This window comes from Pseudomonas baetica, from assembly GCF_019733355.1.
In the GTDB taxonomy this organism is placed as follows: domain Bacteria; phylum Pseudomonadota; class Gammaproteobacteria; order Pseudomonadales; family Pseudomonadaceae; genus Aquipseudomonas; species Aquipseudomonas baetica_A.
On record NZ_JAIHLQ010000002.1, the window covers coordinates 198,390 to 220,700 of the forward strand.

Consider the following 22,311-nt stretch of genomic DNA (forward strand, 5'->3'; position numbering starts at 1 on the left):
AGCTGCGGCTTCGGAGCTGGCGGGTTGTTGATGTTTGGAGGGCTGGCAGTGGTATTGTTTTTTTGGTTCCTGCAGGCTCGCATCGATACACCAAACGCATCACAACAACCTGGACAAGAAGGAGAAGGGCGTATGAAGACACTCATTAAGAAAACGTTGGTAAATTTCCTCGCAAACGCATCAACGGCCTTCTACGTCAACAACCTGCCTGCTTTGACCATTCGAGCACCTCGGTAACGCCGAGGATGCTCAACGCGTAAAACCGTGTCGCTTGTCTGGCACGACCAATACCGAAACCCGGCCACCGCGCCGGGTTTTTTTGCGGACAGCGCAAGCCTCTTTTCTCTCAATATTAATTGATTTGATATAAAAAATATTAAAAATATATTGCGCGAATTATGCGTGCATGGGATTCTCTCGCCACTGATCGCAATTTAACGATTAATGGTGAGGATATTTGAATGAATCAGGCGCATAAGCATCAGCTCCGTCACAAGCTCGACCAGCTGTGGCATGAGGGAGTTGTGAGGATCGACCGCTGGGAAATGCTGGCTATTTTTGAAAAGCAGCGCGTCACAATCGCAGACTGGCGGGATCTGAAAGAGGCGTGGCGTAACATGCATGAAGATCCTGACTCGGCTGACGATTTGGCTTATGTTGTGATCAAGAATGGCGATTCCCAGAACATTCATGCTGGCTATGTCGTTTTCATCGCAGGCACTCAGCAAGCTTTCTAATTCGTTTTCGCTCGCCAGAGTGTTCGAAGCCCCTCCACTGTGCGGGGCTTTTTTATGCCTCAAATTTATCTGTAGCCAGGACAGCCCTCGGGAAGGCCTGGACGTCGATAGCCGGATAGTGCGACGTACGGAATCAACGCCGGCAGCCCGCGCACCCTTACCTCACCATGCTGTCGGGGTGGCGCGAGACTGGATCAGCGAGATCGATGCAAAGGGGCGTCGACGTTGAGAAGGCCTTTGGCCGACAGCTCGGAAAGACGAGCGCACCTATTCAGGGCCTCTGCATTCGCAGGGGCTTTTTCGTTTGAGGAGCATCCGATGCAAAGCAACGACTATGTGCCGGGTGTCTCCGGCTGGAAGCTAAACAAGCAAACCGGCGAGTTCGAAATCAACTCCTGCACCTTCGGTAGCGCGAGCAAAGCTCCCGAGCGCCAGATGGTGTCGGTAGAGGTCGCTAGCTACAGCAAGTACGACCTGCCCAAGAATGCCGCCAACCTGGTTCAGTTCATGGAGGCCGAGTTGCAAAAGGTGCCGGAGGAATACCGGCACGCTGCAGAGTTTGAGGAGTTCGATGCGAGCTACGGCGATGGCTCGTTCAGCCCGCGCCTTTTCCTGAGCTACTCGCGCCTCGAAACCGAAGAGGAGTTGGTCGACCGCCTTGAGAAGGCGAAGAGCGCTGGCACTCAGATTAAATACGAAGGCGGCGTCACTTCCGTTTTCCATAACGGAATTCTTCGGTACCGGCTTGGCAACCTCAACACAACAGAGCCTGAGCATGGCAATGCTGATCAGCCTGCGAAGCCTTTCGTCGTTGTCGACGGTACGACCTACCTGAACGAGGCGTTCATCAAGGAAAGCACGATCGCCCGCGCCAAAATCGTCAGTAATTGGTCGGTGAAGATGCGGGTCACCGCCGGCGGACAATACGTCGCGGCCGGGATCGGCCTCGGTTCGCAGTTCCTGGTCAGTGCTGACCGCTTCGCCATCAAGGAGTCGTCCGAGTTTGAGCGGGCACAGGCTAAAGGTGCCGTAGCCGTAATTGAACTGTTGGCCGGCATCATCAGCGACACCACTTTGAGCCGTGAGCTGAAATCGGAGATCGAGAAAATCAAACTGGACAACTTAGCTAAGCGGGGTGCCGACGATGCCGATTGTTTTGCACTGGATCGCCGCCTCGCATCAATTGATCACCGCCTGACCAATCTCGAATCGAACCGCTTCCGCCGGCCGCACGCCAACTGATCCCAGGACGGGACAACAACCAATTCCTTCGCTCCCTAACTGGGGAGGAACAGAGATGCCAAACATGCCAGACAAACCAGACACATGGGCGATAGCGCTTGCGTGGTTGAGCCAGCATTCGCCGATCCTCTATGCGGCTGCGCTGTCCTGCGCTATGGCCGTCTTGAGGATCACCTACGGTGGCGGCACCCGTCGCCAGATGCTGGTGGAAGGCGCCATCTGCGGCGGCCTGACACTGACCATCATCAGCGGCCTGGACTTTTTCGGCCTGCCACAGAGCATGGCTACATTCGCGGGGGGCTGGGTTGGCTTCTTAGGCGTAGAAAAGATCCGCAACATTGCGGACCGGGTGACTGACTTTAAGCTTCCCACCCGCAAGGCGGAGTAAGTCGCGACACGTTTCGCGAATCAGCAAATTGTGTCGCGACACGCGACGAGGAGAGCGACATGGATAACCAGCACAAGAAGATCACTGGCTACCGCGACCTGACCCAGTCTGAAATCGACGGCATGAACTCGATCAAGGCTCTGGAAGCTGACGCCGGCGAGCTGTTCAAGCAGATCGGCCAGATTGAAGGTGTTGACCCCCGATTGCTGGCGTTGGCCAAGACCAATCTCCAGCAGGGCTTCATGTGGTTCGTTCGCTCGATCGCTAAACCCGCCGACCCTTTCAGCTGATGACCAACGTAACTCGCCTGCGCCACGCGCTACTGCTGAGCCAGGACATCAACAAGGCGCTGATTGAGCTGGATAGCGCGATCGCCAAGGCCATCGACGCTGCCAAGGTTGCCTGACTTCCACAGGGCCTGATCGTCGCCGAGCTTCACGGGCACGCCCACGCACAGACCCATAACATGGTGAAGGCATGACCGCAGACATTCACGACATCGCTGACCAGCGCCCGCACCTGACGGTGACGGCTGATGACGGCGTCCACGTGCTGCCTTGTGACCTGGTGCGATCTGTGATCGCCGGTGACAACCCATCGGCCATCCTGACCGAGCCGGTTTTGCGCCGGATCATTGAAGAGTGGTTTCAGAAGGTGACTGCATGACCGCAAAGCTCGTTGAGTTCAAGCGTGAGGGCTGGCGCGATGCTGCCAAGACGCTGCGCAAGATCGCAGATGACCTCGATGCCGGCGTGCATCCCGAATGCACTGTAGGCGCGCTGACGCTCATGGGGCCGAAAGGCGAAGTGACGGTGTTCGGGCTAGGCCCTAAGTGCGACGACCTGCAGTGTCTGGGCGCCATGCGCCTGGGTGAGCAGAAGCTGATTGAGGTTCTGCTCAATCCGGAATGACTTGATAAGGGATTAGGCGTTCAGTTCTGCTGCACGAGCGACGGCCTCAGGCTCAGTTTCAAAATGGTCGCCAGTGTAGTCTCCCGTTATGCTGTCGATGATGTGGTAATTGATCGCGACAAAAGCGGGTACGTAGTCTGCATCCGAAACAACAAAGCCAGGCACAAGCTTGATCTCCTGAGGTGGGACTACTTGAAACCTTTGTGCATTTAGCTTGGAGCAGATGGCATCTGCTTCAGCCTTATTCTTGTAAGCCCCATACTTATTCGAGTTGCCACGATCTTTGCTGTCATATATCCGATAGTGAGTAGCGCCTGACGGCAGGTCGAAAGTGTCGAGTACTTTGAATCTTGGTTCCATGGCGATGGGTCCTTCAATGGATGATTCTCACCAATACCGGCAACGCGCCACTATCTCAAGCTCAAGGTGACCAATGGAAAGGCCGCTCCCTCCAGCGTCACTGCTTGAGCTGTCCGACCTGTCCGATTTCGGCATGCGCCTGATCCCTGCGCCTGAGGTGTGGGAGTGGCTGCAAGCCGAGATCCTTGCCGAAACCGGAAGCATCCACAACGAAGAGCACGCCCATCTGATCGATGCGGACATTCGCGTGATGTGGGCGTCTGCTGCCTTTACGAAGAAGGGGCGGACGGTTGTGGGGCAGGCCGAGCAGGTAGCGTTCCGCGCCGGCGGTTGGCAGAAAGCCCGGATGGAACAGCAGATGCTGGATTGGTTTGGCGATGTTCCGGCCTACATCATCACGTTGGCTGCCGACTACTGCGCCGACTGCTCCGACGCTGACTTTTGCGCACTGGTCGAGCACGAGCTGTATCACATCGCCCAAGCGACCGATAAGTACGGTCAGCCAGCGTTCACCCAGGACGGATTACCCAAGCTTGAGATGCGCGGACACGACGTTGAAGAGTTCGTCGGTGTGGTTCGCCGCTACGGAGCGAGCCCGGCAGTTCAAGAGCTGGTGGACGCTGCAAACAATCCTGCTGAGGTAGGGAAAATGAACATATCGAGGGCCTGCGGAACCTGTCTGCTCAAGTCGGCCTGATTCTGGACAGGCTCTGGACGGATGAAAATCTATGGCAGCCCTTCAAAACGACGTGAAGGCCTTTATCGTTCAGGCCTTGGCGTGCTTCGACACGCCTTCACAGGTTGTTGAAGCCGTCCAAAAGGAATACGGGATATCGGTGACCCGCCAACAGGTGGAGACACACGACCCGACAAAGACATCAGGGAAAGGCCTGGCCAAGCGCTGGGTGACGATGTTTGAAGATGCCCGAAAGCGTTTTCGCGAAGAAACCGCCGAGATCCCGATCGCCAACCGAGCGTTTCGGCTCCGCGCAATGAACCGGTTTGTTGAGCGCGCCGAGACGATGAAGAACATCGGCCTGGCCATGCAGATCCTCGAGCAGGCCGCAAAGGAAGTGGGTGATGTCTACGTCAATCGCAATCGGAAGGACGAGCCAGACGATGAGCCTGCGATTCCGACGCGCATTCAGGTTGACGTAGTGGATGCGAGGAAGCCGAATGCCGAGCCTTAACGTTCCGCAATCGCAGTTCCTCCTGCTACCCCACAAGTTTCGCGCATTCGTTGCTGGATTCGGCTCCGGAAAGACCTGGGTCGGATGCTCAGCACTGAGCAAGCATTTCATGGAGTGGCCCGGCGTCAACGCTGGTTACTTCGCACCGACTTACCCGCAGATTCGAGACATTTTCTATCCAACGATGGAGGAGGTGGCCTACGATTGGGGGCTGAAGACCAAGATCAACCAAGCGAATCATGAGGTTCACATTTACAGCGGCCGGCAGTATCGCGGTACTGTGATTTGCCGGTCGATGGAGAAGCCGCAGACCATCGTCGGCTTCAAGATTGGTCACGCTCTGGTCGACGAGCTGGACGTGCTGACGTCGATCAAGGCGCAGCAGGCCTGGCGAAAGATCATTGCCCGGATGCGTTATAACCTGCCCGGGTTGAAAAACGGCGTAGACGTGACAACGACGCCTGAAGGCTTCAAGTTCGTCTTCCTCCAGTTCGTAAAGCAGTTACGCGACAAGCCAGCGCTGAAGGAAATGTATGGCCTGATCCAGGCCAGCACCTTCGACAACGAGCTGAACCTGCCTGACGACTACATCGCCTCGTTGATGGAGTCGTACCCCGAGCAACTGATCCGCGCTTACCTGAACGGCCAGTTCGTCAACCTGACGTCCGGGTCGATCTACCACGCCTACGACCGCAAGCTGAACCAGTGCTTCGACACGGTCCAGCCCGGCGAGCCGCTGTTCATCGGCATGGACTTCAACGTCGGCAAGATGGCGGCGATCACCCATGTCAAACGTGATCAGGGCCTGCCGCGCGCCGTGGACGAGTTGATGGATGGCTATGACACACCGGACATGATCCGTCGGATCAAAGAGCGGTACTGGGAACACACCGGCAACGACTACAAAAAGACCTGCGAGATCCGGATCTACCCGGACGCCTCCGGCGATTCGCGCAAGTCGGTCAATGCCAGCCTCACCGATATCGCCATGCTCAAACAGGCGGGGTTCACGGTCATCGCGCCGGCGGCCAACCCGCCGGTGAAGGATCGGATCAATGCCATGAACGCCATGTTCTGCAACGCGCAAGGCGAGCGGCGTTACCTGATCAACCCGTTCACTTGTCCGACATACGCCGATGGGCTGGAGCAGCAGATCTGGGCGCCCAATGGCGAGCCAGATAAGAGCCAAGGCAACGACCACGCCAACGACGGCGGCGGTTACTTCATTCACCGCGAGTACCCGATTATCAAGCCGGTCACCGCTATCAAAATGGGATTCGCCCGATGAGCAACGACGTCTCCTTCAAGCGTGCGGACTACATCGAAGTGCTGGACCGTTGGGCGACTGTGCGCGATGTCTGCGCCGGCCAGCACCGCGTGGTGTCGCGGCTGCCGTACATCAACGCTCACGACAAGTCGCCGGAGAACGCTGACCGCAACAAGGCTTACCGCGAGCGAGCCGTGTTCAAAAACGCCACTGGGCACACGCGCAACGGTTTGCTGGGTTTGGCCTTCCACAAAGACCCAACGCTCACTGCGCCGAAGAAGCTGGAGTACTTGCAGGACAACGCCAACGGATCCGGGGTGAGCATCTACCAGCACTCGCAAGGCACGCTGGAAAAGGTTCTTGAGGCGGGTCGTCACGGCCTGTACGTTGATTACCACCAGGATGCGGGTGTCGGTGGTCATTCGGTGATCCTGTCGTACTGCGCTGAGGACATCATCAACTGGCGCACCGGCATGGTGGACGGGCACAACGTGTTAACGCTGGTCGTTTTGCGGGAGATGCTCGAGATCGAGGACGGTTTCGGGTTCAAAGCTGTCGAGCAGTTCCGCGAACTTGCGCTTGAGGATGAAGGATTCGTCTGCCGAGTTTGGCGCCGCTCTGGTCCGAGAGGTGGCGGACCTCTTGAAGTGACCGAAACATTCGCGCCGGAAGGCATTACCGGACGCCTCAAGGAAATCCCGTTTACCTTCATAGGCGCGCAGAACAACGATCCAACTATCGATGAGTCGCCGCTGTACGACATCGCAATGATCAACCTGGGACATTACCGCAACAGCGCTGATTACGAAGACAGTGTCTTCTGGTGCGGCCAGGCTCAACCGTGGATCTCTGGCTTGGATGAGCAGTGGCGCGACTGGATGGAGAAGAATGGTGTTTACGTCGGTTCCCGGGCGCCGATGATGCTGCCCGTCGGCGGCCAGTTCGGCTACGCGCAACCACTGCCGAACACTCTGGTGAAGGAGGCCATGGCCGACAAGAACCAAATGATGATCGAGCTGGGCGCCCGAATGGTCGTTGCGTCACTGGCGGCCAAAACGGCTACCGAGTCCCGCGGCGATCAGTCTGCGTCGACATCGGTGTTGGCCGGCTGCGTGGCAAACGTCAGCGAGGCCTACACCCGAGCGCTCATGTGGTGCGGCCTTTACATGGGCATCACCGACAAGGTCGCGTACCAAATCAATCAGGAGTTCGTCGAGCTGACGGCTGATCCGCAAATGATCACGGCCTTGGTTGGCTTGTGGCAGAACGGCGGATTCGCGAAAGCTGACCTGCGGTCCTATTTGCGCAAGCTGGGCTTGATTGCCCCGGAGCGCACTGACCAGCAGATTGATGGCGAGCTTCAAGAGCAGAGCGACGGCTTGGGCCTGGATGACGAGGTAACACCAAATGGCGGCAAACCAAGCAATCCTTGATGCCACGATCCGGCACGCAGTCTTCCTCGAAAAGCTGAAGGCAGGGGAGGTCGGCAAGTTTGCCCCTTTCCTCAAGGAGATTGATCGCTCGATCCGCGACCGGCTCACTCAATCGGACCTGACCGAGTACAACGTCAAACGGCTTGAGGCGCTGCTGAAGGAAGTGGATAGCCTGCTGCTGGGCATCTTCGACCGGTATAGCGAGCAACTGAGCCTCGACCTGATCGACATCGCCAACTACGAAGCCGAGTTTGAGGCTACGAACTTGGCCAAGTCCGCGCCGGTCGGCGTGTCGTTTGATGTTTCAGCGCCGACGGCTGCGGCCATCAGGGCGGCGGTGCTGACGAATCCACTCAGCGTGCGCGGCACTGGCGGCGGTAAGCTGCTGAAGTCGTTCATCAAGGGTTGGACCACTGCCGAGCGCGAGCGCGTAACCGGCACGATCCGGCAGGGTTTCTTCGAAGGGCATACGAACTTCCAGATCATCCGCAACATCCGCGGCACTAAGTCGGCCGGATACAAGGACGGCATTCTCGCTACCACCAACCGCAATGCCAGCACGGTGGTGCACACCGCGATTCAACATGTGTCGTCTCAGGCGCGCATGGAGGTGGCCAAGGCCAATACGGACATCGTGTCCGAAGTCGAGATGGTTGCCACGCTGGACAGCAAGACCAGCCAGCAGTGTCGGTCGATGGATAAGCGACGGTTTCCGGTTGATTCCGGCCCTCGGCCGCCGTTTCATCCGAACTGTCGCACCACGTTCATTCTGCTGACCAAGCTCAGCGAGATGTTCGCCAAGGGTGCTACGCGGGCTTCAGTCGGGGCCGAGGGTGCAGGCCAGGTCAGCGCGAGTCTGGACTATTACCACTGGCTTCAGCAGCAGCCGGCTTCGTTCCAAGACGTGGCTATCGGCCCGTTGAGGGCAAGGCTGTTTCGTGAAGGGGGACTAAGCGTCGAGCGCTTTGCCGAACTGCAGCTTGATCGCAACTTCGCGCCGCTGACGCTGGCGGAAATGAAAGGGCTCGAGCCGCTGGCATTCGAGCGTGCTGGTATCTAACCGAACAAATTCAATCAGCCGCCTTCGGGCGGTTTTTTATTGCCTGCAAAGCGGGAAAAACATACCCAAGGGGTGCATCAACGTGGCAGAAGAAAACGAAATCGACCTGGAAAACCCGGCAATCAAGGCCGCTATCGCGACTGCCGTTGAAGCATCCGTTTCTGGTTTGAAAACCAAAAATACGGAGTTGTTGGGCAAGCTGAAAGACACCACCGGCAAGCTGACCCAGTTCGAAACCCAGTTTGAAGGCATCGATATCGACGCCGTCAAAGGCTTGCTCAGCCGGGCAGGCCAGGACGAAGAAACCAAGCTCCTGACAGAGGGCAAGGTCGACGAGGTATTCAATCGCCGCACCGAGCGTTTGCGAGCCGATACCGACAAGCAATTGAAAGCCATCACTGCCCGCGCAGAAAAAGCCGAAGCATTTGCCGTCAAGTTCCAGGGCAAAGTCCTGGGCGATTCGGTACGCGGTGCAGCGCTTAAAGCCGGCGCACTGCCGGAAGCAACCGACGACATCATCCTGCGCGCCAAGGGCGTGTTCTCGTTGAACGAAGAGGGCGAAGCGGTCGCCGTTGATGAATCCGGTCAGGTCATCCTCGGCAAAGACGGCAAGACCCCTCTGACACCGCTCGAATGGGCGGAATCCCTGCGCGAAAGCGCATCTCATCTGTGGCCAAGGGCCTCAGGGACACAAGCCCCGGGCGGGGGTAGCGGCCAGGCTGCATTCAAGCGCTCCGAAATGACTGCCGAGCAAAAACGCGACTACCAGCGCAAGCACGGCCAAACCGCATACCTACAATTGCCCAAGTAAGGGGATTCACCCATGGCAACGACTGTGAACAGCGACCTGATCATCTACAACGATGAGGCGCAAACCGCATACCTGGAGCGTGTCCAGGACAACCTCGATGTGTTCAACGCATCGTCCAATGGTGCGATCGTGCTCGACAACGAGCTGATCGAAGGCGACTTCCGCAAGCGCTCGTTCTACAAGATCGGCGGCTCGCTGGAGCATCGCGACGTCAACTCCACCGGCAAAGTGACCGCGAAGAAGATCGGCGCCGGTGAGGCCGTTGGCGTCAAAGCGCCGTGGAAGTACGGCCCATACCAGACCACCGAAGAGGCGTTCAAGCGCCGCGGGCGCCCGGTCGACGAGTTCTCCCAGATCATCGGCGCCGACGTTGCTGACGCCACTCTGGAAGGTTTCATCCAGTACGCCACTGCTGCGCTGCGCGCCTCTATCAGTTCCAATGCTGACATGGTGGTTTCGGCCAACATCGAGACCGACGGCAAGAAGACCCTGACCCGCGGCATGCGCAAGTTCGGCGACAAGTTCGGCCGCATCGCGCTGTGGGTCATGCACTCCAGCGCTTACTTCGACATCGTCGATGAGGCGATCGCGAACAAGGTCTACGAAGAGGCGGGTGTCGTCATCTACGGCGGCCTGCCAGGCACTCTCGGTAAACCGGTGTTGGTCACTGACACCGCGCCTGCAGATGTGATCTTCGGCCTTCTGCCAAACGCTGTGGTGATCACTGAATCTCAAGCGCCCGGCTTCCGTTCGTACGCGGTGAACGACGAAGAGAACCTGGGTATCGGCTACCGCGCTGAAGGCACCGTCAACATCGATGTTCTCGGCTACAGCTGGAAGGAAGCCGCTGGCGGCGCGAACCCTACGCTTGCTGCTGTGGGTTCGGCTGCGAACTGGGTCAAGCATTCCAACAGCAACAAGGTGACTGCTGGCGTGCTGATCACCCTGACCACCACGCCACCAGTCGGCGGCTGATACTTGCCCTGACAGCGGTCAGCGATGGCCGCTACGGAGATTTTTATGGAACTGGTTTACTCCACTCAAAATTCGGACTTCGATCCGGAAAAGCGGTACCGCAATCCAGCCCACTTCGATCGGCCTGAAGCGGGTGTGACGCATGCAGTTGTGATTGGCGACTGGCCGAAGGTGGTCGAGGCTTATGAGGCGCTTGGCGTCGAAGTCTCGGTGACGAAGCCTTTGATCAGCGAGCCGGTTGATTTGGGTGGCGGTGCGGTCATTGCCAGCCTGGAGCGAGACAACGCTACGCTGCGCGCCGAGCGCGACGGCATACTGCGACTAATCGAAGCCGCCGAGGGGCAATCGGAGCTGGAACACCCGGGTGCCGGCGAATTGCCGATCCGCCTGTTCGGTGCGCTGAAAGCCATTCATGAGGGTTTCGAAACCCTTACGGGTGAGCGTGACAACTTGGCGGGCGAGGTTGAATCTCTCCGCGCTGAAGTCGAACGCCTCAAGGCAGCAGTGGAACCGGCCGACAATGCCGAGAAGATCGCAAGCCTCAAAGCGCTACTCGACGCTGCCAACGTGACGTATCGGGCGAATGCTTCGGTAGAATCGCTGGAAAAGGCGGTTGCCGATTTGCAGCAGGCGTAATAATCCGGGTGCCCGGCAACGCGGCGCCCGATCCAGAACACCACAGCGAGCTGATTCATGACTCTCATCATCGAGGACGGTACCGGAAAGCCTGACGCCGAAAGCTACGCATCCGCCGAAGACCTGGCCATGTACGCGGTGAAGTTCGGCGTGACCATCCCGGCGGAAGTGCCAGCACAGGAAGCCCTGTTGCGCCGGGCCGCGCTGGCAATGGATGGCATGACGTGGAAAGGGCGGAAGTCCAACAGCGAGCAAGCCTTGTCCTGGCCGCGCCGTGCCGTCGAACTGGATTACGAAATCAAGCCCGACAACTATCTGCCGGCGCGGATCCAGTACGGCCAGATGGCTTTGGCCGCCGAGATCCACACTGACGACGTCGACCCGATCGAGAAGCGCAAAGGCGCGGTAACGCTTGAGCGAGTCGAGGGCGCTGTAACTCGCGAATACGCGACTATCCCGAACACCAGTGGCCGACTATTGCCTGCGGCGCCAGACCGGCCGAGTGCAACCCAGTTTGCTGACTACCTACAGAAGCGCGGGCTGTTCGCAGTGCGCGCATAGCTGAAACGGAGCCACCATGGCCTTCTACGACGAAATGGCCGTGATGGCTCTGGAGATGATCACAGAGTTCGGCCAGCCCGTGATCATCCGGGCAACCACCGTCGGCGAGTACGATCCGGATGCCGGCACCGCACCGCCCGACACCACGAAAGAGCAAACCGCCCAAGGCATCCTGCTCGACTTCACCGGCCAAGAATTCCAGAACAACAGCCTCATCAAGCAGGGCGACAAGAAGCTGAAGATCGCCGCGCAGGGGCTGGAGTGGGTGCCTGAGTTGCTGAACAAGGTCATCGTCCAAGGCCGCACCTGGTCAATTGTCCCGCCTCTGAAAGAGATCAACCCGGCCGGCACACCAATCCTCTACGAATTGCAGGTGCGGTCGTGAGCCGCGCGGGCGCCGGCCAGTCCGGCAGTTTCGCTTTGAGTCTCGCCGAGTTCGCGGCGCAGGCCAAGGAGGCCATCGACGCCAGCCTTCGCGAGATCATCATCGAGGTTGGCAACAGCCTCATTCGCATGTCACCGGTAGGAAACCCCGAGATCTGGGCGCAGAACGCCGTCGCGAGTCAGTACAACAAGGCTGTCGAGGATCACAACAGCGGACTGCGGAATGATCCGGCCAATTTGACGAAGGCCGGCCGGCTCAAGCCCGGGCGAAAGCTTCACGACGGCATGGATATCAGCGCGCCGAGTGGCTACGTCGGCGGTCGGTTCCGGGGCAACTGGATGTTCAACATTGGTTCGCCGGATAGCACCACGACCGAAGAAGTCGACCCGAACGGGGCCAAATCAACGGCGCGGATCGTTGCCGGCGCGATCGAGTTCAAGGCGGGTGACACCTGCTACATCACCAACAGCCTTGGATACGCCATCCCGCTGGAGTTTGGGCATTCGACCCAGGCACCGAGCGGGATGGTCCGCGTTACCGTGGCCCGCTTCCAGCAGATCGTGCTGGAGGCCATCAGGAACAACCAGGTATGAGCCATAACCTCATCGCTTCGATATTCGAAGCCAGGCTGATCAACTGGGCTAAAGCATTGCCGGTACCGCTGAAGGTCGTCGTGGAGAACGAGGCTTACACGCCCGTCAACGGCGTCACTTACCTGCGAGCATTCACTCTGCCAGCCGACACCGCAAGCAACACGCTTGCCGGCGACCACAAGCTGTACACCGGCGTGTTTCAGGTCAGCATCGTCATTCCATCCGGCAAGTACCGTGGCGCGGCCGGTGCGCTGGCTGACCAGATCGCCGCCTTGTTCCCGCTGTACGAGCGGAACACAAAGGGCGCGCTGACAGTGGTGACCATGACGCCGGTCGACCCCGGCCCTGGCATTCCTGACGACACGACGTTCACTGTGCCCGTGTCGTTTCAGTACCGCGCCGACACCAACTAATCCGCCCATTGGGCAAACCCAGAACCCGCCATTGAGCGGGTTTTGTCATTTCTGAGAAGAGGAAACACCAATGGCTGGCATTCAAATGCCCAACGGCGCAACTTTCGAAATTGCTTCCGCCTACGGCACTGCAATCCCGTTCACCACACTTAGCAACGCAAACCCGGCAGTGGCCGAAGCTTTGGCGCACGGCCTGGCCGAAGGCGACATCATCGCAGTCAACTCCGGATGGACGCGCCTCGACGGCCGAGCCGTTCGGGTTGCGGACATCGCAAGCGGCACCTTCGCACTGGGCGGCGTGAACACCACCAACGTGCAGCAATACCCAGCAGGTTCAGGCGTCGGCTCTGCGCGCGAAGTGACCTCGTTCACCGAGATCTCGCAGATCACCGAACTGAACTCCACCGGTGGCGATCAGCAGTTCCTGACTTACGGCTTCCTGGCTGACGATGATGATCGGCAGATGCCGACCACCAAGAACCCGATCACGCTTTCCATCACGGTCGCAGACGATCCTTCCAAGCCCTATGTCGATGTCTGCGAAGCTGCTGACGATGATAAGCAGCCGCGTGTTCTACGCCTGAACCTGCCGGGCGGCAGCAGCATCGTTTACAACGGCTACGTGTCGATCACGTCGACTCCGACCATGTCGCGTAACAACCTGATGACTCGCGTTATCAGTGTCGCATTGACTGGTCGCCCGGCTCGTTACGCGGCGGCGGTATAGCCCATGGCCAAGTTTAAGATTGCCCAAAATCCTACCTTCAAAGCCGACGTCGATATTCCTCGCGTCGGTGGCACCACGATCAAAGTGCCGTTTGAGTTCAAGTATCGCGATCGCAAGGAGCTCGCAAAGCTCTTCGCTGGCTGGCAGGAAAGCGCGAAGGAAGATCAGGAGCGTTTCAAGGCCAAGGGTGACGACCTCACTCTGATCGAGATCACCGACTCTCACGTCGAACGGCAGATTGAGCAGGTGACCCAACTGGTCACGGGCTGGGGCTTTGAAGACAAGCTGAGCGCCGACTCGATCCGCGCGCTTGTTGAAACCTCGGCCGGTGCCGGTGACGCGATTGTTGACGCTTACCAAAAAGCGTTCTCAGCAGTTCGATTGGGAAACTGACGAAGGTCGCCCGCCTGATGTACCAGCCGAGTCCATCTGAAGCGGACTTGGCGGCGTTCGGGTTGTCGCTCTCTGACATCCCTGAAGAAGAGTGCGAAGTGCTGGCTGAAAACTGGCCGGCCTTCGTGCTCTTCAACGCCATGACTACTCAATGGCGCACCGGCATGGGCGGGGCTACCGGCCTTGATTACACAGCTCTTCGAGACGTCTCCGACTTCGTCGGCACATCCAGAAAACAACTCAGAGAGATTTTCCCAGACCTTCAGGCAATGGAGGTCGAGGCCCTGCTCGTCATGAGCGAATCGAAGTAATGGAGCACTCATGTCGGGCACAATTGCGCAATTAGGCCTTGCCGTAGATTCAGGTGAGGCCGTCCAGGCGGCTACTGATCTGGAGCGCCTGGCGCAGGCCGGCGCGAAGGCTGAGAAAGCAGCAGATGGTGTGGCGGCTGGTTTCGATAAAGCGGCTGCCGCGTCCACTGGTCTGGCCACGGCCGAAGGCAAACTGTCCGAGTCCACCGACGACGCTATGAAGCGTCTGACGGCGATGGCCAAGGCCTCTCTGGATTCGAGCGAGTATTACCAGCGCCTTACTACCAGCGTAGGCACAAGCTCGACTGCGATGGATGCGACTGGTTCGTCGGCAGCTAGTCTTGCTGCACTCGCCCGCAGATTGAAAGCTGATTCCGACGCGTTGGTTGGGTCGACTGATAAGCAGGCGGAAGCGGCCAAGAAAGCAGCGGCTGCCACGGGAGTGCAAGCAGAAGGGCTGCAAGCGCTCCTAGGCAAAATCAATCCCGCCATCGCGGCTCTCGATAAGCTGGATCAGCAGCAGGCACAACTTCAGAAGTACAAGGCGGCCGGCCTGATCGACGCGGACACCTTTCGCGAGTATTCGACCCGCATCGATGCCTCACGGCAGAAGCTTGGTGACTTTGATGACGGCCTGAAAAAGACTGGCGTCAGTTCGAAGCAGACCGAAGCGGCTCTGCGCCAATTGCCTGCGCAATTCACGGACATTTTCACCAGCCTGGCCGGCGGGCAAAACCCTTTGTTGGTGCTCATCCAGCAAGGCGGGCAGATCAAGGATTCGTTCGGTGGTGTAGGTGCCACTCTTGAGGCGCTGAAGGATAAATTCCGCTCGCTTTTCACTGGCGGCGCCGGTGCTGCGGTATTGAGCGAATCGCTCGCCGATATCGCCATAAATGCGAAGGGGGTCGCCGAGAATGCGGGCGAAGCAGGGGAGAGTCTGTCCGATCTTGCTGAAAGCTCCAACACAGCGGCTGAAGCGGCTGAGAACGCGCAGCGCGCGGTAGGCGCAATCCGTCCAGCAATGAGCGGCGTAACGTTGGGAGCCGCAGGGATGGCGCTCGCGGTAGTTGCGGCAGCCGCCGCCGTCGGGTCGTTGATTTACGGATACAGCCAGGGCAGCAAAGAGGCTGACGAATACAACAAGGCTCTGATTCTTACCGGCAATGCTGCTGGAACGACTGCCGGGCAACTGGCAGATCTGGCCCAGCAGGTAAGTGCCACCAATGGCACCACTGGTGAAGCCGCTGCATCGCTCACGCTGCTAGCTTCGTCTGGCGTGATTGCCAGCGGAAGTTTCAAGGATATCGCTGATGCAGCGGCAGCCATGGAGGATGCCACCGGAACGTCGGTTGAGGCGACTATTGCCGAGTTCGTCAAAATCGCCAAAGACCCGGTCGCTGCGGCGAAAGAGCTGAACGATCAGTATCACTTCCTGACTGCTTCCGTTTACTCGCAGATTGTCGCGTTGAAGGAGCAGGGCGACACCATCGGTGCCGCGAAGCTGCTGACCGACAGTTACGCCGATACGGTCAAAAGTCGATCGAACGAGATCACCGAAAACCTTGGGACCATCGAAAAGGCCTGGAAGGGCATCACTGATGAAGCCAAGAAGTCGCTCGATGCGCTCAAGAACATCGGGCGTGACGAAGGGCCGGCAAAACGTATCGCCGAACTCAAGCAAAGTGTTGCTTACGCACAGAGCGCCGTGAATGCTGCGCCTTACGACACTGACGCAGCAAAGAAACTGGCGGATTCGAAACAGGAGCTTTATCAACTCCAGCTCATGGTTTACACCAGCGAGCAGCGGGTAAAGGTTCAAGAAGATGAAGTTCGAACCCAGAAAGAGGGTATCGAAGCCGAGCAGCGACTCAAGCAGATCAGCGACTCGAATCTGACCAACGCAGAGAAACGCGACAAGCTTACGAAAGCCTATTTGCGTGATGTTGAGGTGCTTAGAAAGGCCAACCCTGACGACCCCAAAGTCCAGGCCGATTTCGTCGCGAAAACGCTTCAGAATATCAAGGACAAGAACAAGGATCAGAAGGGGCCGTCTGCCAGCGCTGTCGACCTCACCGGTTACAACGCCGCACAGAATGCCCTCAAGGAAATCCAGGCCGAATACGCAAACACCCAGAAACAACTGGATGCCGCGCAGAAGGCCGGACTGATCTCGCAGCAGGAATATCTATTGAAGCGCGAGGCGCTGATCGGCAACGAGCGGGATGAGGTCACGTCCGCTTATGAGGCCGAGATTGCGGCGCTTGAAGCGGCGAAGGCCAAGGCCAGCACCTCCGCCGAGCAGCGCATTCAACTCGACCAGAAGATCGACGACGCGCGCACTGACATGATCAAGGCGCAGAAGGCGGCGGACAGCGAACTGGATGTGCTGGCGAAGAATGAACAAGGTCGGCTCAGGAAGCAGGAGCAGGCGGTTCAGACCTACACCAACGCATTGCAGCAGCAAGTCGAAACGTTGCGTCAGCAGGGGGAGAGAGCTGCGGCAGGGCTTGGCCAGGGTGATCGGCAGCGCGGGCTGACAGATCAGCAGAACGCCATCGACGACCGTTTCAACCAGCAGAAGCTCGATCTGGCCAACCAATATGGCGACGGCTCGCGCGGCATGAGCCTCGACGAGTACACCCGGAAGCTGGCAGCGCTTAAAACCACTCAACAGGATCTGCACGATACGGTTCAAGCCAATTACGACGAGATGACGGCAGCTCAGGGTGATTGGAGCTTAGGCGCATCGTCGGCGTGGCAAAGCTACCTGGAATCAGCGCGAGACGTCGCCGGGCACACCAAAAGCCTGTTCACCAACGCCTTCAGCTCAATGGAAGACGCGATCGTCAACTTCGCCATGACTGGGAAGCTTTCGTTCGCCGACTTCACCAAATCGATTCTGGCGGATATGGCGCGCATTGCCACTCGGCAGGCCAGTTCAGCGCTGCTGAGCAGTGTAGTGGGTGCAGCGACGAGTTATTTCACTGGTGGAAGCGGCGCTACAGGTGCTGCAACGGCTGGCGCGGCGGAGTCTGGAGCGCAGAGTTTTGGTAGTCAGTTTGATGCCAGTTCTGCATCCGTGTCTTTCGGTGGTGGTCGTGCTGTTGGTGGAGGTGTCGATCCGAACACTTTCTACGAAGTGAACGAAAAGGGGCCCGAGCTTTTCAATCAGGGCGGCAGGTCTTACCTCATGACTGGCGCGAATGGCGGCAGCGTAACGCCACTGACTTCCGGTGGTGGGCCGGCGCTGGCCGCAATATCCGGTACCGGTGGCGGCAACACCTACAACTTCCCTGTGGCTGTCTCGGTGCAGACGTCCGGCAGCGAGGGCGGCGGGGTTTCGCAAGAGGTATCGAACCAGCTCGGTAAAGGTATCCAGCAGGCTGCAAAAACTGAAGCGGAAACCGCAATTGCCCGAGCGCTACAGCCAGGCGGTTCGATCTGGCGCCTGACAAATGGGAGGGGTTGATGGCCATCGAGAAATTCACTTGGCCAACCGAGCGCGGAGAAACACCCGATATCACTTATCGGGTGCGCACCTCGAAGTTCGGCAACGGCTACGCGCAGAACGTCGGCGACGGCCCGAACAACAAAGAGGACTCTTACCCAGTTACCTGCGTCGGTCAGAAGGCCAAGGTGATGCAGATCATGGCGTTTCTCGATCGGCACGCCGGGGCAAAGGCGTTCCTCTGGACAACGCCGCTCGGCGAGCTCGGGCTATTCACCTGTAAAAATCCCGCTCCCACACCAATGGGCGGCGGGGTCTTCAAGCTCACCGCCACGTTTGAGCGGGCATTCCAACCATAAGGGGCAATCATGCCGCTGATCAGCGACATCCAGGTGCTTGAACCTGGCAGCGAAGTGCTGCTCTTTGAATTAGACGGCACGGACTATGGCGCGGACGTTCTGCGCTTCCACGGGCACGCGATTCCGCACACGGCGGCCGAGCTGATCGCCGCCGGCGACAATGCCGATCAATTGCCGGCGAAGGCCATCTACTGGCAGGGCAACGAGTACAGCGCCTGGCCGATGCAGATCGAAGGCATCGAGGCGAATGGAGACGGCACAGCGGTTCGGCCCACGCTGTCGGTCGGTAACGTCAACGGACGTATCACGGCGCTCTGTCTGGCTTTCGAAGACTTGCTCGAGTTCAAGTTGACGATGCGGCACACGCTGGGCACTTACCTCGATGCTGCCAACTTCCCGGCCGGCAACCCAACGGCAGACCCAACCCAAGAGACGATTGAGGTCTGGTACATCGACCAGAAAACGAACGAGGACGGGGAAAGCGTCAGCTGGGAGCTTGCCAGCCCGGGCGATGTCGGCAACGAGTCCATCGGTCGGCAGGCCACGACCCTCTGTCACTGGTGCCTTACCGGGGGATATCGCGGGCCGAATTGCGGTTACACCGGCGGGTACGTCACGAAGGACGGCGTGCCCACTGACAACCCTGAACTGGACGAGTGTGACGCCACGTTGGGTAAGGGCTGCATCCCGCGCTTCGGCGAGGGTAATCCGCTGCCTTTCGGTGGCTTCCCGGCCGTTTCTCTGATCGCACGGAGCTGATATGCGCAAACACATCTTGAGCGCGATCCAGGCGCACGCGGCAGCCGATTACCCAAAAGAGTGCTGCGGGCTGCTGCTGGCCGTGGGCCGTAAGCAGCAGTACTTCCCGTGCCGAAATATCTCCACCGAACCGAATGAAGAGTTCCGCATCGATCCGGAGGAGTACGCGGCAGCCGAGGACATCGGCGAGGTGATCGGCGTGGTTCATTCGCATCCGGACGCAACCAGCAGGCCGTCACCGCGCGACCTCGCCATGTGCGAGGCCACCGCGTTGCCGTGGCACATCCTGAGTTGGCCCGAGGGCGATCTGCGTACCGTCATGCCGTCCGGCGACGTGCCTTTGCTCAAGCGGCCATTCGTTCACGGTGCTTGGGACTGCTGGCAGGTCTGCGCTGATTGGTACAAGCGCGAGTGGGGGCTGGAGTTCGAAGCCTTCAAGCGTGCCGATGGCTGGTGGGAAAGCAATTACAACACCAGCCTGTACGAAGCGAACTACGACGCCGCCGGTTTCTACAGGGTCGATCAGCCGCAGCGCGGTGACATGATCGTGATGGAAGTAGGGCGCACCGTTTACCCGAACCACGCCGGAATATTTCTCGGTGCCGATCCGGCACTGCCCGGCGAGGATGCAGCGACTTTCGGGCCCGGCCCGTTCCTGCTGCACCACCTCTACGGCAGGCCGTCGGAGGTTATTGTGTTCGGAGGCCCGTGGCTTGATCGCACGCGCCTGATTCTCAGGCACAAAGACGTCCAGCCAGCCACATGATGCGGTAGGGGGATTGGGAGTTTTTATGGATGTTCACTTGTTGAGCGCTGCTCAGAAAGCAATTTGCGCTGAAGACATTCCAGTCTCTAAAGCGATGGTTGAAGCAGGTCTCGCTGTTTTGGAAGAGACTGGAGAATGGCCACTATCAAGATCTACGGTCGAAAGAGCTTTTCAGGAGATGTATCTTTGCGGATTTCGAGAATCTGTTTCCGCGTCATATGACCTTTGATAATTGCACCATTTAAGGTAATCGCTTGGAGGATTCTCATCAGCCTGTGGCACTGATCCCTCAGGTCTTTGAGCTTGAGCGATGTGTTGGATGATTTGGGACTTCTCGGTTTTATGAGATCCGTCAACGATGCAGTTTCGCCTTCGTTCAAGCCCCATTGCCAATGCACTATCTTATGTCTCAGTTTTGCCACGGCATCGAAAGACTTTAGTGTCGCGAGCAAATCCTCGGATGCGTTCTTATCGACCGCTGCGGCATCTGCTATCTGACCTTGGACGTACCTGATCATGCCTGCCATGGACATGTTGGTTTCCACTACAAGCCTTTGAGCGTCGGTAACTGACATCTTCATAAAAAATGCAAAAAGTTCGGAAAGCTGCCACTCCACTGCGGAGTAGTTTGCGATGAACTGTCCCATTGCATGCAGGTGCGCATCGGACGGGCCGACGTTGTACTGGCGAGGCCAATCTATAGAAAAGGGCTCTCTCGGCTGAAACTCGTCACTCACATTGACCTCCAGGTCATAAACGCGCCGATATCGGCGCAATCCCAGTCCTTGGGCTTGCAGGCAAAGGACTGGGGTTATTCGTCCTAAATAAACACCGCACTTTGAACGACGGAAATTCTCTCTAGCGTGTCCTCGTCGCTGTTTTTTATCTCGTCGGCCAATTCCTTGATGTAGTCCACATCTTTCTGGGTGACCGGTCGATCTCGGTTAAGGGGGAGATGTGCCGAAATGATTTTTGAGACTGGCATCCCGGTAGAACCCAGCTCTTCAATCAGGGCTGCGCGAGCAACGCAGACTCCGAAATCATCGGCGCCGGGTGCGCACATTTTTCTATTAATCGCCGCCGCGCGATCTTTGTTAATTCCCATGTCGCCGCTGTCCTTGTCATTGCCTGTGAAGGCATGAGGCTACTATCGGAGATTGGCGGGGTGTTACTGATGATTCGTACAGCGGTGTTCCGGTGATAAAGTCCGTGCTTTCAGGATGAGGACGTGCCATGAGGATGATCAAGTTCGCCGCCGCCGCTGCTGTATTGGCGTTTGCACTTTCAGGCTGTGCCGGGACAAATTTTTCGTACGACGAAGCCAGAAAGGTGAAGGTCGGGATGACCGAGGATGAAGTGACCCAGATCATGGGGCTGCCGTACTCTGTAGTGTCCCGAGCTGATGGGCAAATGTGGGTGTGGAGTCATGCGAACGGGATGACCGGGGCGAGTCGTGTGATCTCATTCAGAATGGTCGACGGTAAGGTCGTCGAAGTTCCATCAATCCCTGCCAGCTTTAAATAGGAGTGACCTGCATGAAATTGATCGTAGGAGCGCTGGCGGTAGCGCTGCTGGCGGGGTGTTCGTCGCCCGGAGATGTGAAGAAGAACGATCCGAGCATCAGTGCTTCCACCAACAAGTCAGCCAAGAAGTACGCTCTGTGTGTGTTTCCGAAGTGGCAGGAGCAGCGCTCGACCTCGACAATGTCTGAAACAGAGAGCGGGTATCGGTTGGTCGTCGCTACCGACATGACGACCGATGAGGTTCTTGAGATTTCCAGTAATGGCGCAGGTAGCAAAGTCTCGCTGTATCAGCGGATGCCATGGTCAAAAATGTGGGGCCGCGGAGCGCTTGAGGCAGCTGTTCGCGAATGCTTGTGAACGGATCAGTTTAATCAGAACCGCCAATTTGGCGGTTTTTTTTCGTCAGGAGAAAACCCGTGAAAGCAGCAGCGATTTCGAAACCGTCAATGACCACCATTCTGCTATCTGGTCCCTTGGCACGACTCTTCGGGCGCGTGCATTATCGCGAACTTGGCACTAAATCAGTCGGCGAAGCGTTCCAGGCATTGAAATGCACAATCGACGGGTTTGAAGGGGCTATCAAGGATCTGGATCGGCGCGGTATGCGATTCGCGATTTTCCGAAACCGGAAGAACGTGGGCGAGAAGGATTTCGCACTTGGGGGCACTCAGGAAATCCGAATTGTTCCAGTCATTTCAGGAAGCAAACGCGCAGGTGTACTTCAGACAATTATCGGCGTCGTGCTGATTGCCGCGTCTTTTTTTGCGGGTGGTGCCGGCCCATCACTTTTTTCGGCCGGTCTCGCAATGACAGCCGGTGGTGTCATCCAAATGCTCAGCCCGCAAGCCGCGGGCTTGAAGCAAAGCGCAGCCCCCGAAAACTCCCCGTCTTACGCCTTCGGCAGCGCCAAAAACACCACAGCCAGCGGCAACCCGGTACCAATCTGCATCGGCGAGCGCCGGTGGGGCGGAATGATCATCTCGGCCTCTATCTTGGCTGAAGACAAAGTGTAAGAGGTTTATGACTTGGGGGAGGCGAAAGGCCGCAGTTGCTTCCTAAAGTT

At 58.1% G+C, this 22,311-nt stretch carries 31 protein-coding genes and 1 pseudogene; 29 read left to right on the top strand and 3 right to left on the bottom strand.

Annotated elements, in window-relative coordinates; genetic code table 11:
* Positions 1–461: 461 nt before the first annotated feature.
* The 7 genes and pseudogenes from K5E40_RS02630 to K5E40_RS02660 all read left to right on the top strand — a co-directional run bounded on the left by K5E40_RS02630 (position 462) and on the right by K5E40_RS02660 (position 3,278).
* Positions 462–737, top strand: a complete 276-nt coding sequence (locus tag K5E40_RS02630) for a hypothetical protein (RefSeq protein WP_150729362.1) — start codon at positions 462–464, stop codon at positions 735–737.
* Between the two features lie 318 nt (positions 738–1,055).
* Positions 1,056–1,979, top strand: coding sequence for a DUF1983 domain-containing protein (locus tag K5E40_RS02635; protein WP_221729476.1), 924 nt, complete (start codon positions 1,056–1,058; stop codon positions 1,977–1,979).
* Between the two features lie 55 nt (positions 1,980–2,034).
* Positions 2,035–2,367 (top strand): phage holin, lambda family, encoded by a 333-nt coding sequence (locus K5E40_RS02640; protein ID WP_085731213.1) that lies wholly within the window; start codon positions 2,035–2,037, stop codon positions 2,365–2,367.
* Between the two features lie 59 nt (positions 2,368–2,426).
* Positions 2,427–2,657 carry a hypothetical protein gene (locus K5E40_RS02645; protein WP_004573849.1) on the top strand — a complete coding sequence of 77 codons (231 nt, stop codon included), beginning with the start codon at positions 2,427–2,429 and terminating at the stop codon, positions 2,655–2,657.
* Positions 2,657–2,848 (top strand): annotated as a pseudogene (locus tag K5E40_RS02650) (hypothetical protein). Before K5E40_RS02645 ends, K5E40_RS02650 begins: the two are co-directional and overlap by 1 nt.
* Complete coding sequence (locus K5E40_RS02655; protein ID WP_221729477.1) at positions 2,845–3,033, top strand: hypothetical protein; 189 nt, start codon at positions 2,845–2,847, stop codon at positions 3,031–3,033. The pseudogene K5E40_RS02650 and the gene K5E40_RS02655 overlap by 4 nt, the downstream one beginning before the upstream one ends.
* Positions 3,030–3,278, top strand: coding sequence for a hypothetical protein (locus K5E40_RS02660; protein WP_221729478.1), 249 nt, complete (start codon positions 3,030–3,032; stop codon positions 3,276–3,278). Before K5E40_RS02655 ends, K5E40_RS02660 begins: the two co-directional genes overlap by 4 nt.
* 12 nt (positions 3,279–3,290) lie before the next feature.
* On the opposite strand, the gene K5E40_RS02665 is transcribed toward K5E40_RS02660, so the two are convergent.
* Entirely contained in the window at positions 3,291–3,638 is a 348-nt protein-coding gene (locus K5E40_RS02665; protein WP_221729479.1) for a hypothetical protein, read from the bottom strand.
* Positions 3,639–3,711: 73 nt separating this feature from the next.
* Here K5E40_RS02665 and K5E40_RS02670 point away from each other — a divergent pair, with 73 nt between their 5' ends.
* The 19 genes from K5E40_RS02670 to K5E40_RS02760 all read left to right on the top strand — a co-directional run bounded on the left by K5E40_RS02670 (position 3,712) and on the right by K5E40_RS02760 (position 19,725).
* A complete protein-coding gene (locus K5E40_RS02670; RefSeq protein ID WP_221729480.1) occupies positions 3,712–4,335 on the top strand; it encodes a putative metallopeptidase in 624 nt (207 codons plus the stop codon).
* A gap of 31 nt (positions 4,336–4,366) precedes the next feature.
* Entirely contained in the window at positions 4,367–4,828 is a 462-nt protein-coding gene (locus tag K5E40_RS02675; protein WP_122706967.1) for a DUF2280 domain-containing protein, read from the top strand.
* Complete coding sequence (locus tag K5E40_RS02680; protein WP_221729481.1) at positions 4,815–6,116, top strand: terminase large subunit domain-containing protein; 1,302 nt, start codon at positions 4,815–4,817, stop codon at positions 6,114–6,116. The genes K5E40_RS02675 and K5E40_RS02680 overlap by 14 nt, the downstream gene beginning before the upstream one ends.
* Positions 6,113–7,528, top strand: coding sequence for a DUF4055 domain-containing protein (locus tag K5E40_RS02685; protein WP_221729482.1), 1,416 nt, complete (start codon positions 6,113–6,115; stop codon positions 7,526–7,528). The genes K5E40_RS02680 and K5E40_RS02685 overlap by 4 nt, the downstream gene beginning before the upstream one ends.
* Positions 7,503–8,588 (top strand): minor capsid protein, encoded by a 1,086-nt coding sequence (locus tag K5E40_RS02690; RefSeq protein ID WP_221729483.1) that lies wholly within the window; start codon positions 7,503–7,505, stop codon positions 8,586–8,588. Before K5E40_RS02685 ends, K5E40_RS02690 begins: the two co-directional genes overlap by 26 nt.
* 82 nt (positions 8,589–8,670) lie before the next feature.
* Positions 8,671–9,399, top strand: a complete 729-nt coding sequence (locus K5E40_RS02695) for a hypothetical protein (protein WP_221729484.1) — start codon at positions 8,671–8,673, stop codon at positions 9,397–9,399.
* A gap of 12 nt (positions 9,400–9,411) precedes the next feature.
* Positions 9,412–10,374, top strand: a complete 963-nt coding sequence (locus tag K5E40_RS02700; RefSeq protein ID WP_221729485.1) for a major capsid protein — start codon at positions 9,412–9,414, stop codon at positions 10,372–10,374.
* A 45-nt stretch (positions 10,375–10,419) separates the two neighbouring features.
* Positions 10,420–11,010 (top strand): hypothetical protein, encoded by a 591-nt coding sequence (locus K5E40_RS02705; RefSeq protein WP_221729486.1) that lies wholly within the window; start codon positions 10,420–10,422, stop codon positions 11,008–11,010.
* A gap of 57 nt (positions 11,011–11,067) precedes the next feature.
* Complete coding sequence (locus K5E40_RS02710; protein ID WP_221729487.1) at positions 11,068–11,571, top strand: DnaT-like ssDNA-binding protein; 504 nt, start codon at positions 11,068–11,070, stop codon at positions 11,569–11,571.
* A gap of 16 nt (positions 11,572–11,587) precedes the next feature.
* The gene (locus K5E40_RS02715; RefSeq protein WP_221729488.1) at positions 11,588–11,956 is read left to right on the top strand and encodes a hypothetical protein; all 369 of its coding nucleotides are present in this window, start codon (positions 11,588–11,590) and stop codon (positions 11,954–11,956) included.
* Positions 11,953–12,549: a hypothetical protein gene (locus tag K5E40_RS02720; RefSeq protein WP_221729489.1), complete on the top strand. Its 597-nt coding sequence runs from the start codon at positions 11,953–11,955 to the stop codon at positions 12,547–12,549. Before K5E40_RS02715 ends, K5E40_RS02720 begins: the two co-directional genes overlap by 4 nt.
* Entirely contained in the window at positions 12,546–12,962 is a 417-nt protein-coding gene (locus tag K5E40_RS02725) for a phage tail terminator-like protein (RefSeq protein WP_221729490.1), read from the top strand. The genes K5E40_RS02720 and K5E40_RS02725 overlap by 4 nt, the downstream gene beginning before the upstream one ends.
* Before the next feature lie 70 nt (positions 12,963–13,032).
* The gene (locus tag K5E40_RS02730; RefSeq protein WP_221729491.1) at positions 13,033–13,689 is read left to right on the top strand and encodes a phage tail protein; all 657 of its coding nucleotides are present in this window, start codon (positions 13,033–13,035) and stop codon (positions 13,687–13,689) included.
* Positions 13,690–13,692: 3 nt separating this feature from the next.
* Positions 13,693–14,082 carry a phage tail assembly chaperone gene (locus K5E40_RS02735; RefSeq protein ID WP_221729492.1) on the top strand — a complete coding sequence of 130 codons (390 nt, stop codon included), beginning with the start codon at positions 13,693–13,695 and terminating at the stop codon, positions 14,080–14,082.
* Positions 14,083–14,099: 17 nt separating this feature from the next.
* Positions 14,100–14,393, top strand: coding sequence for a DUF1799 domain-containing protein (locus tag K5E40_RS02740; protein WP_221729493.1), 294 nt, complete (start codon positions 14,100–14,102; stop codon positions 14,391–14,393).
* A 10-nt stretch (positions 14,394–14,403) separates the two neighbouring features.
* Complete coding sequence (locus tag K5E40_RS02745) at positions 14,404–17,862, top strand: phage tail tape measure protein (RefSeq protein ID WP_221729494.1); 3,459 nt, start codon at positions 14,404–14,406, stop codon at positions 17,860–17,862.
* Positions 17,862–18,200: a phage tail protein gene (locus tag K5E40_RS02750; protein ID WP_221729495.1), complete on the top strand. Its 339-nt coding sequence runs from the start codon at positions 17,862–17,864 to the stop codon at positions 18,198–18,200. Before K5E40_RS02745 ends, K5E40_RS02750 begins: the two co-directional genes overlap by 1 nt.
* Positions 18,201–18,209: 9 nt before the next feature.
* A complete protein-coding gene (locus K5E40_RS02755; RefSeq protein WP_221729496.1) occupies positions 18,210–18,959 on the top strand; it encodes a phage minor tail protein L in 750 nt (249 codons plus the stop codon).
* Between the two features lies 1 nt (position 18,960).
* Positions 18,961–19,725 (top strand): C40 family peptidase, encoded by a 765-nt coding sequence (locus K5E40_RS02760; RefSeq protein ID WP_221729497.1) that lies wholly within the window; start codon positions 18,961–18,963, stop codon positions 19,723–19,725.
* Between the two features lie 152 nt (positions 19,726–19,877).
* Here the strand turns inward: K5E40_RS02760 and K5E40_RS02765 are convergent, their stop codons facing one another.
* Both K5E40_RS02765 and K5E40_RS02770 read right to left on the bottom strand, forming a co-directional pair.
* A complete protein-coding gene (locus K5E40_RS02765) occupies positions 19,878–20,462 on the bottom strand; it encodes a hypothetical protein (RefSeq protein WP_221729498.1) in 585 nt (194 codons plus the stop codon).
* Positions 20,463–20,545: 83 nt separating this feature from the next.
* Positions 20,546–20,830, bottom strand: coding sequence for a hypothetical protein (locus K5E40_RS02770; protein WP_221729499.1), 285 nt, complete (start codon positions 20,828–20,830; stop codon positions 20,546–20,548).
* A 134-nt stretch (positions 20,831–20,964) separates the two neighbouring features.
* On the opposite strand from K5E40_RS02770, the gene K5E40_RS02775 reads away from it, so the two are divergent.
* The 3 genes from K5E40_RS02775 to K5E40_RS02785 all read left to right on the top strand — a co-directional run bounded on the left by K5E40_RS02775 (position 20,965) and on the right by K5E40_RS02785 (position 22,261).
* Positions 20,965–21,249, top strand: a complete 285-nt coding sequence (locus K5E40_RS02775; protein ID WP_260455487.1) for an outer membrane protein assembly factor BamE — start codon at positions 20,965–20,967, stop codon at positions 21,247–21,249.
* Positions 21,250–21,260: 11 nt separating this feature from the next.
* Positions 21,261–21,605 carry a hypothetical protein gene (locus tag K5E40_RS02780; protein WP_221729501.1) on the top strand — a complete coding sequence of 115 codons (345 nt, stop codon included), beginning with the start codon at positions 21,261–21,263 and terminating at the stop codon, positions 21,603–21,605.
* A gap of 89 nt (positions 21,606–21,694) precedes the next feature.
* Complete coding sequence (locus tag K5E40_RS02785; RefSeq protein ID WP_221729583.1) at positions 21,695–22,261, top strand: tail assembly protein; 567 nt, start codon at positions 21,695–21,697, stop codon at positions 22,259–22,261.
* Positions 22,262–22,311 lie beyond the last annotated feature (50 nt).

Coding starts and splice junctions, on each gene's coding strand:
- K5E40_RS02635 (WP_221729476.1), top strand. CDS start 1,056: ATGCAAAGCAACGACTATGTGCCGGGTGTCTCCGGCTGGAAGCTAAAC.
- K5E40_RS02675 (WP_122706967.1), top strand. CDS start 4,367: ATGGCAGCCCTTCAAAACGACGTGAAGGCCTTTATCGTTCAGGCCTTG.
- K5E40_RS02630 (WP_150729362.1), top strand. CDS start 462: ATGAATCAGGCGCATAAGCATCAGCTCCGTCACAAGCTCGACCAGCTG.
- K5E40_RS02755 (WP_221729496.1), top strand. CDS start 18,210: ATGCCGCTGATCAGCGACATCCAGGTGCTTGAACCTGGCAGCGAAGTG.
- K5E40_RS02750 (WP_221729495.1), top strand. CDS start 17,862: ATGGCCATCGAGAAATTCACTTGGCCAACCGAGCGCGGAGAAACACCC.
- K5E40_RS02685 (WP_221729482.1), top strand. CDS start 6,113: ATGAGCAACGACGTCTCCTTCAAGCGTGCGGACTACATCGAAGTGCTG.
- K5E40_RS02745 (WP_221729494.1), top strand. CDS start 14,404: ATGTCGGGCACAATTGCGCAATTAGGCCTTGCCGTAGATTCAGGTGAG.
- K5E40_RS02640 (WP_085731213.1), top strand. CDS start 2,035: ATGCCAAACATGCCAGACAAACCAGACACATGGGCGATAGCGCTTGCG.
- K5E40_RS02645 (WP_004573849.1), top strand. CDS start 2,427: ATGGATAACCAGCACAAGAAGATCACTGGCTACCGCGACCTGACCCAG.
- K5E40_RS02780 (WP_221729501.1), top strand. CDS start 21,261: ATGAAATTGATCGTAGGAGCGCTGGCGGTAGCGCTGCTGGCGGGGTGT.
- K5E40_RS02715 (WP_221729488.1), top strand. CDS start 11,588: ATGGCCTTCTACGACGAAATGGCCGTGATGGCTCTGGAGATGATCACA.
- K5E40_RS02725 (WP_221729490.1), top strand. CDS start 12,546: ATGAGCCATAACCTCATCGCTTCGATATTCGAAGCCAGGCTGATCAAC.
- K5E40_RS02690 (WP_221729483.1), top strand. CDS start 7,503: ATGGCGGCAAACCAAGCAATCCTTGATGCCACGATCCGGCACGCAGTC.
- K5E40_RS02735 (WP_221729492.1), top strand. CDS start 13,693: ATGGCCAAGTTTAAGATTGCCCAAAATCCTACCTTCAAAGCCGACGTC.
- K5E40_RS02670 (WP_221729480.1), top strand. CDS start 3,712: ATGGAAAGGCCGCTCCCTCCAGCGTCACTGCTTGAGCTGTCCGACCTG.
- K5E40_RS02740 (WP_221729493.1), top strand. CDS start 14,100: ATGTACCAGCCGAGTCCATCTGAAGCGGACTTGGCGGCGTTCGGGTTG.
- K5E40_RS02775 (WP_260455487.1), top strand. CDS start 20,965: ATGATCAAGTTCGCCGCCGCCGCTGCTGTATTGGCGTTTGCACTTTCA.
- K5E40_RS02665 (WP_221729479.1), bottom strand. CDS start 3,638: ATGGAACCAAGATTCAAAGTACTCGACACTTTCGACCTGCCGTCAGGC.
- K5E40_RS02655 (WP_221729477.1), top strand. CDS start 2,845: ATGACCGCAGACATTCACGACATCGCTGACCAGCGCCCGCACCTGACG.
- K5E40_RS02705 (WP_221729486.1), top strand. CDS start 10,420: ATGGAACTGGTTTACTCCACTCAAAATTCGGACTTCGATCCGGAAAAG.
- K5E40_RS02700 (WP_221729485.1), top strand. CDS start 9,412: ATGGCAACGACTGTGAACAGCGACCTGATCATCTACAACGATGAGGCG.
- K5E40_RS02680 (WP_221729481.1), top strand. CDS start 4,815: ATGCCGAGCCTTAACGTTCCGCAATCGCAGTTCCTCCTGCTACCCCAC.
- K5E40_RS02730 (WP_221729491.1), top strand. CDS start 13,033: ATGGCTGGCATTCAAATGCCCAACGGCGCAACTTTCGAAATTGCTTCC.
- K5E40_RS02710 (WP_221729487.1), top strand. CDS start 11,068: ATGACTCTCATCATCGAGGACGGTACCGGAAAGCCTGACGCCGAAAGC.
- K5E40_RS02760 (WP_221729497.1), top strand. CDS start 18,961: ATGCGCAAACACATCTTGAGCGCGATCCAGGCGCACGCGGCAGCCGAT.
- K5E40_RS02785 (WP_221729583.1), top strand. CDS start 21,695: ATGACCACCATTCTGCTATCTGGTCCCTTGGCACGACTCTTCGGGCGC.
- K5E40_RS02660 (WP_221729478.1), top strand. CDS start 3,030: ATGACCGCAAAGCTCGTTGAGTTCAAGCGTGAGGGCTGGCGCGATGCT.
- K5E40_RS02770 (WP_221729499.1), bottom strand. CDS start 20,830: ATGGGAATTAACAAAGATCGCGCGGCGGCGATTAATAGAAAAATGTGC.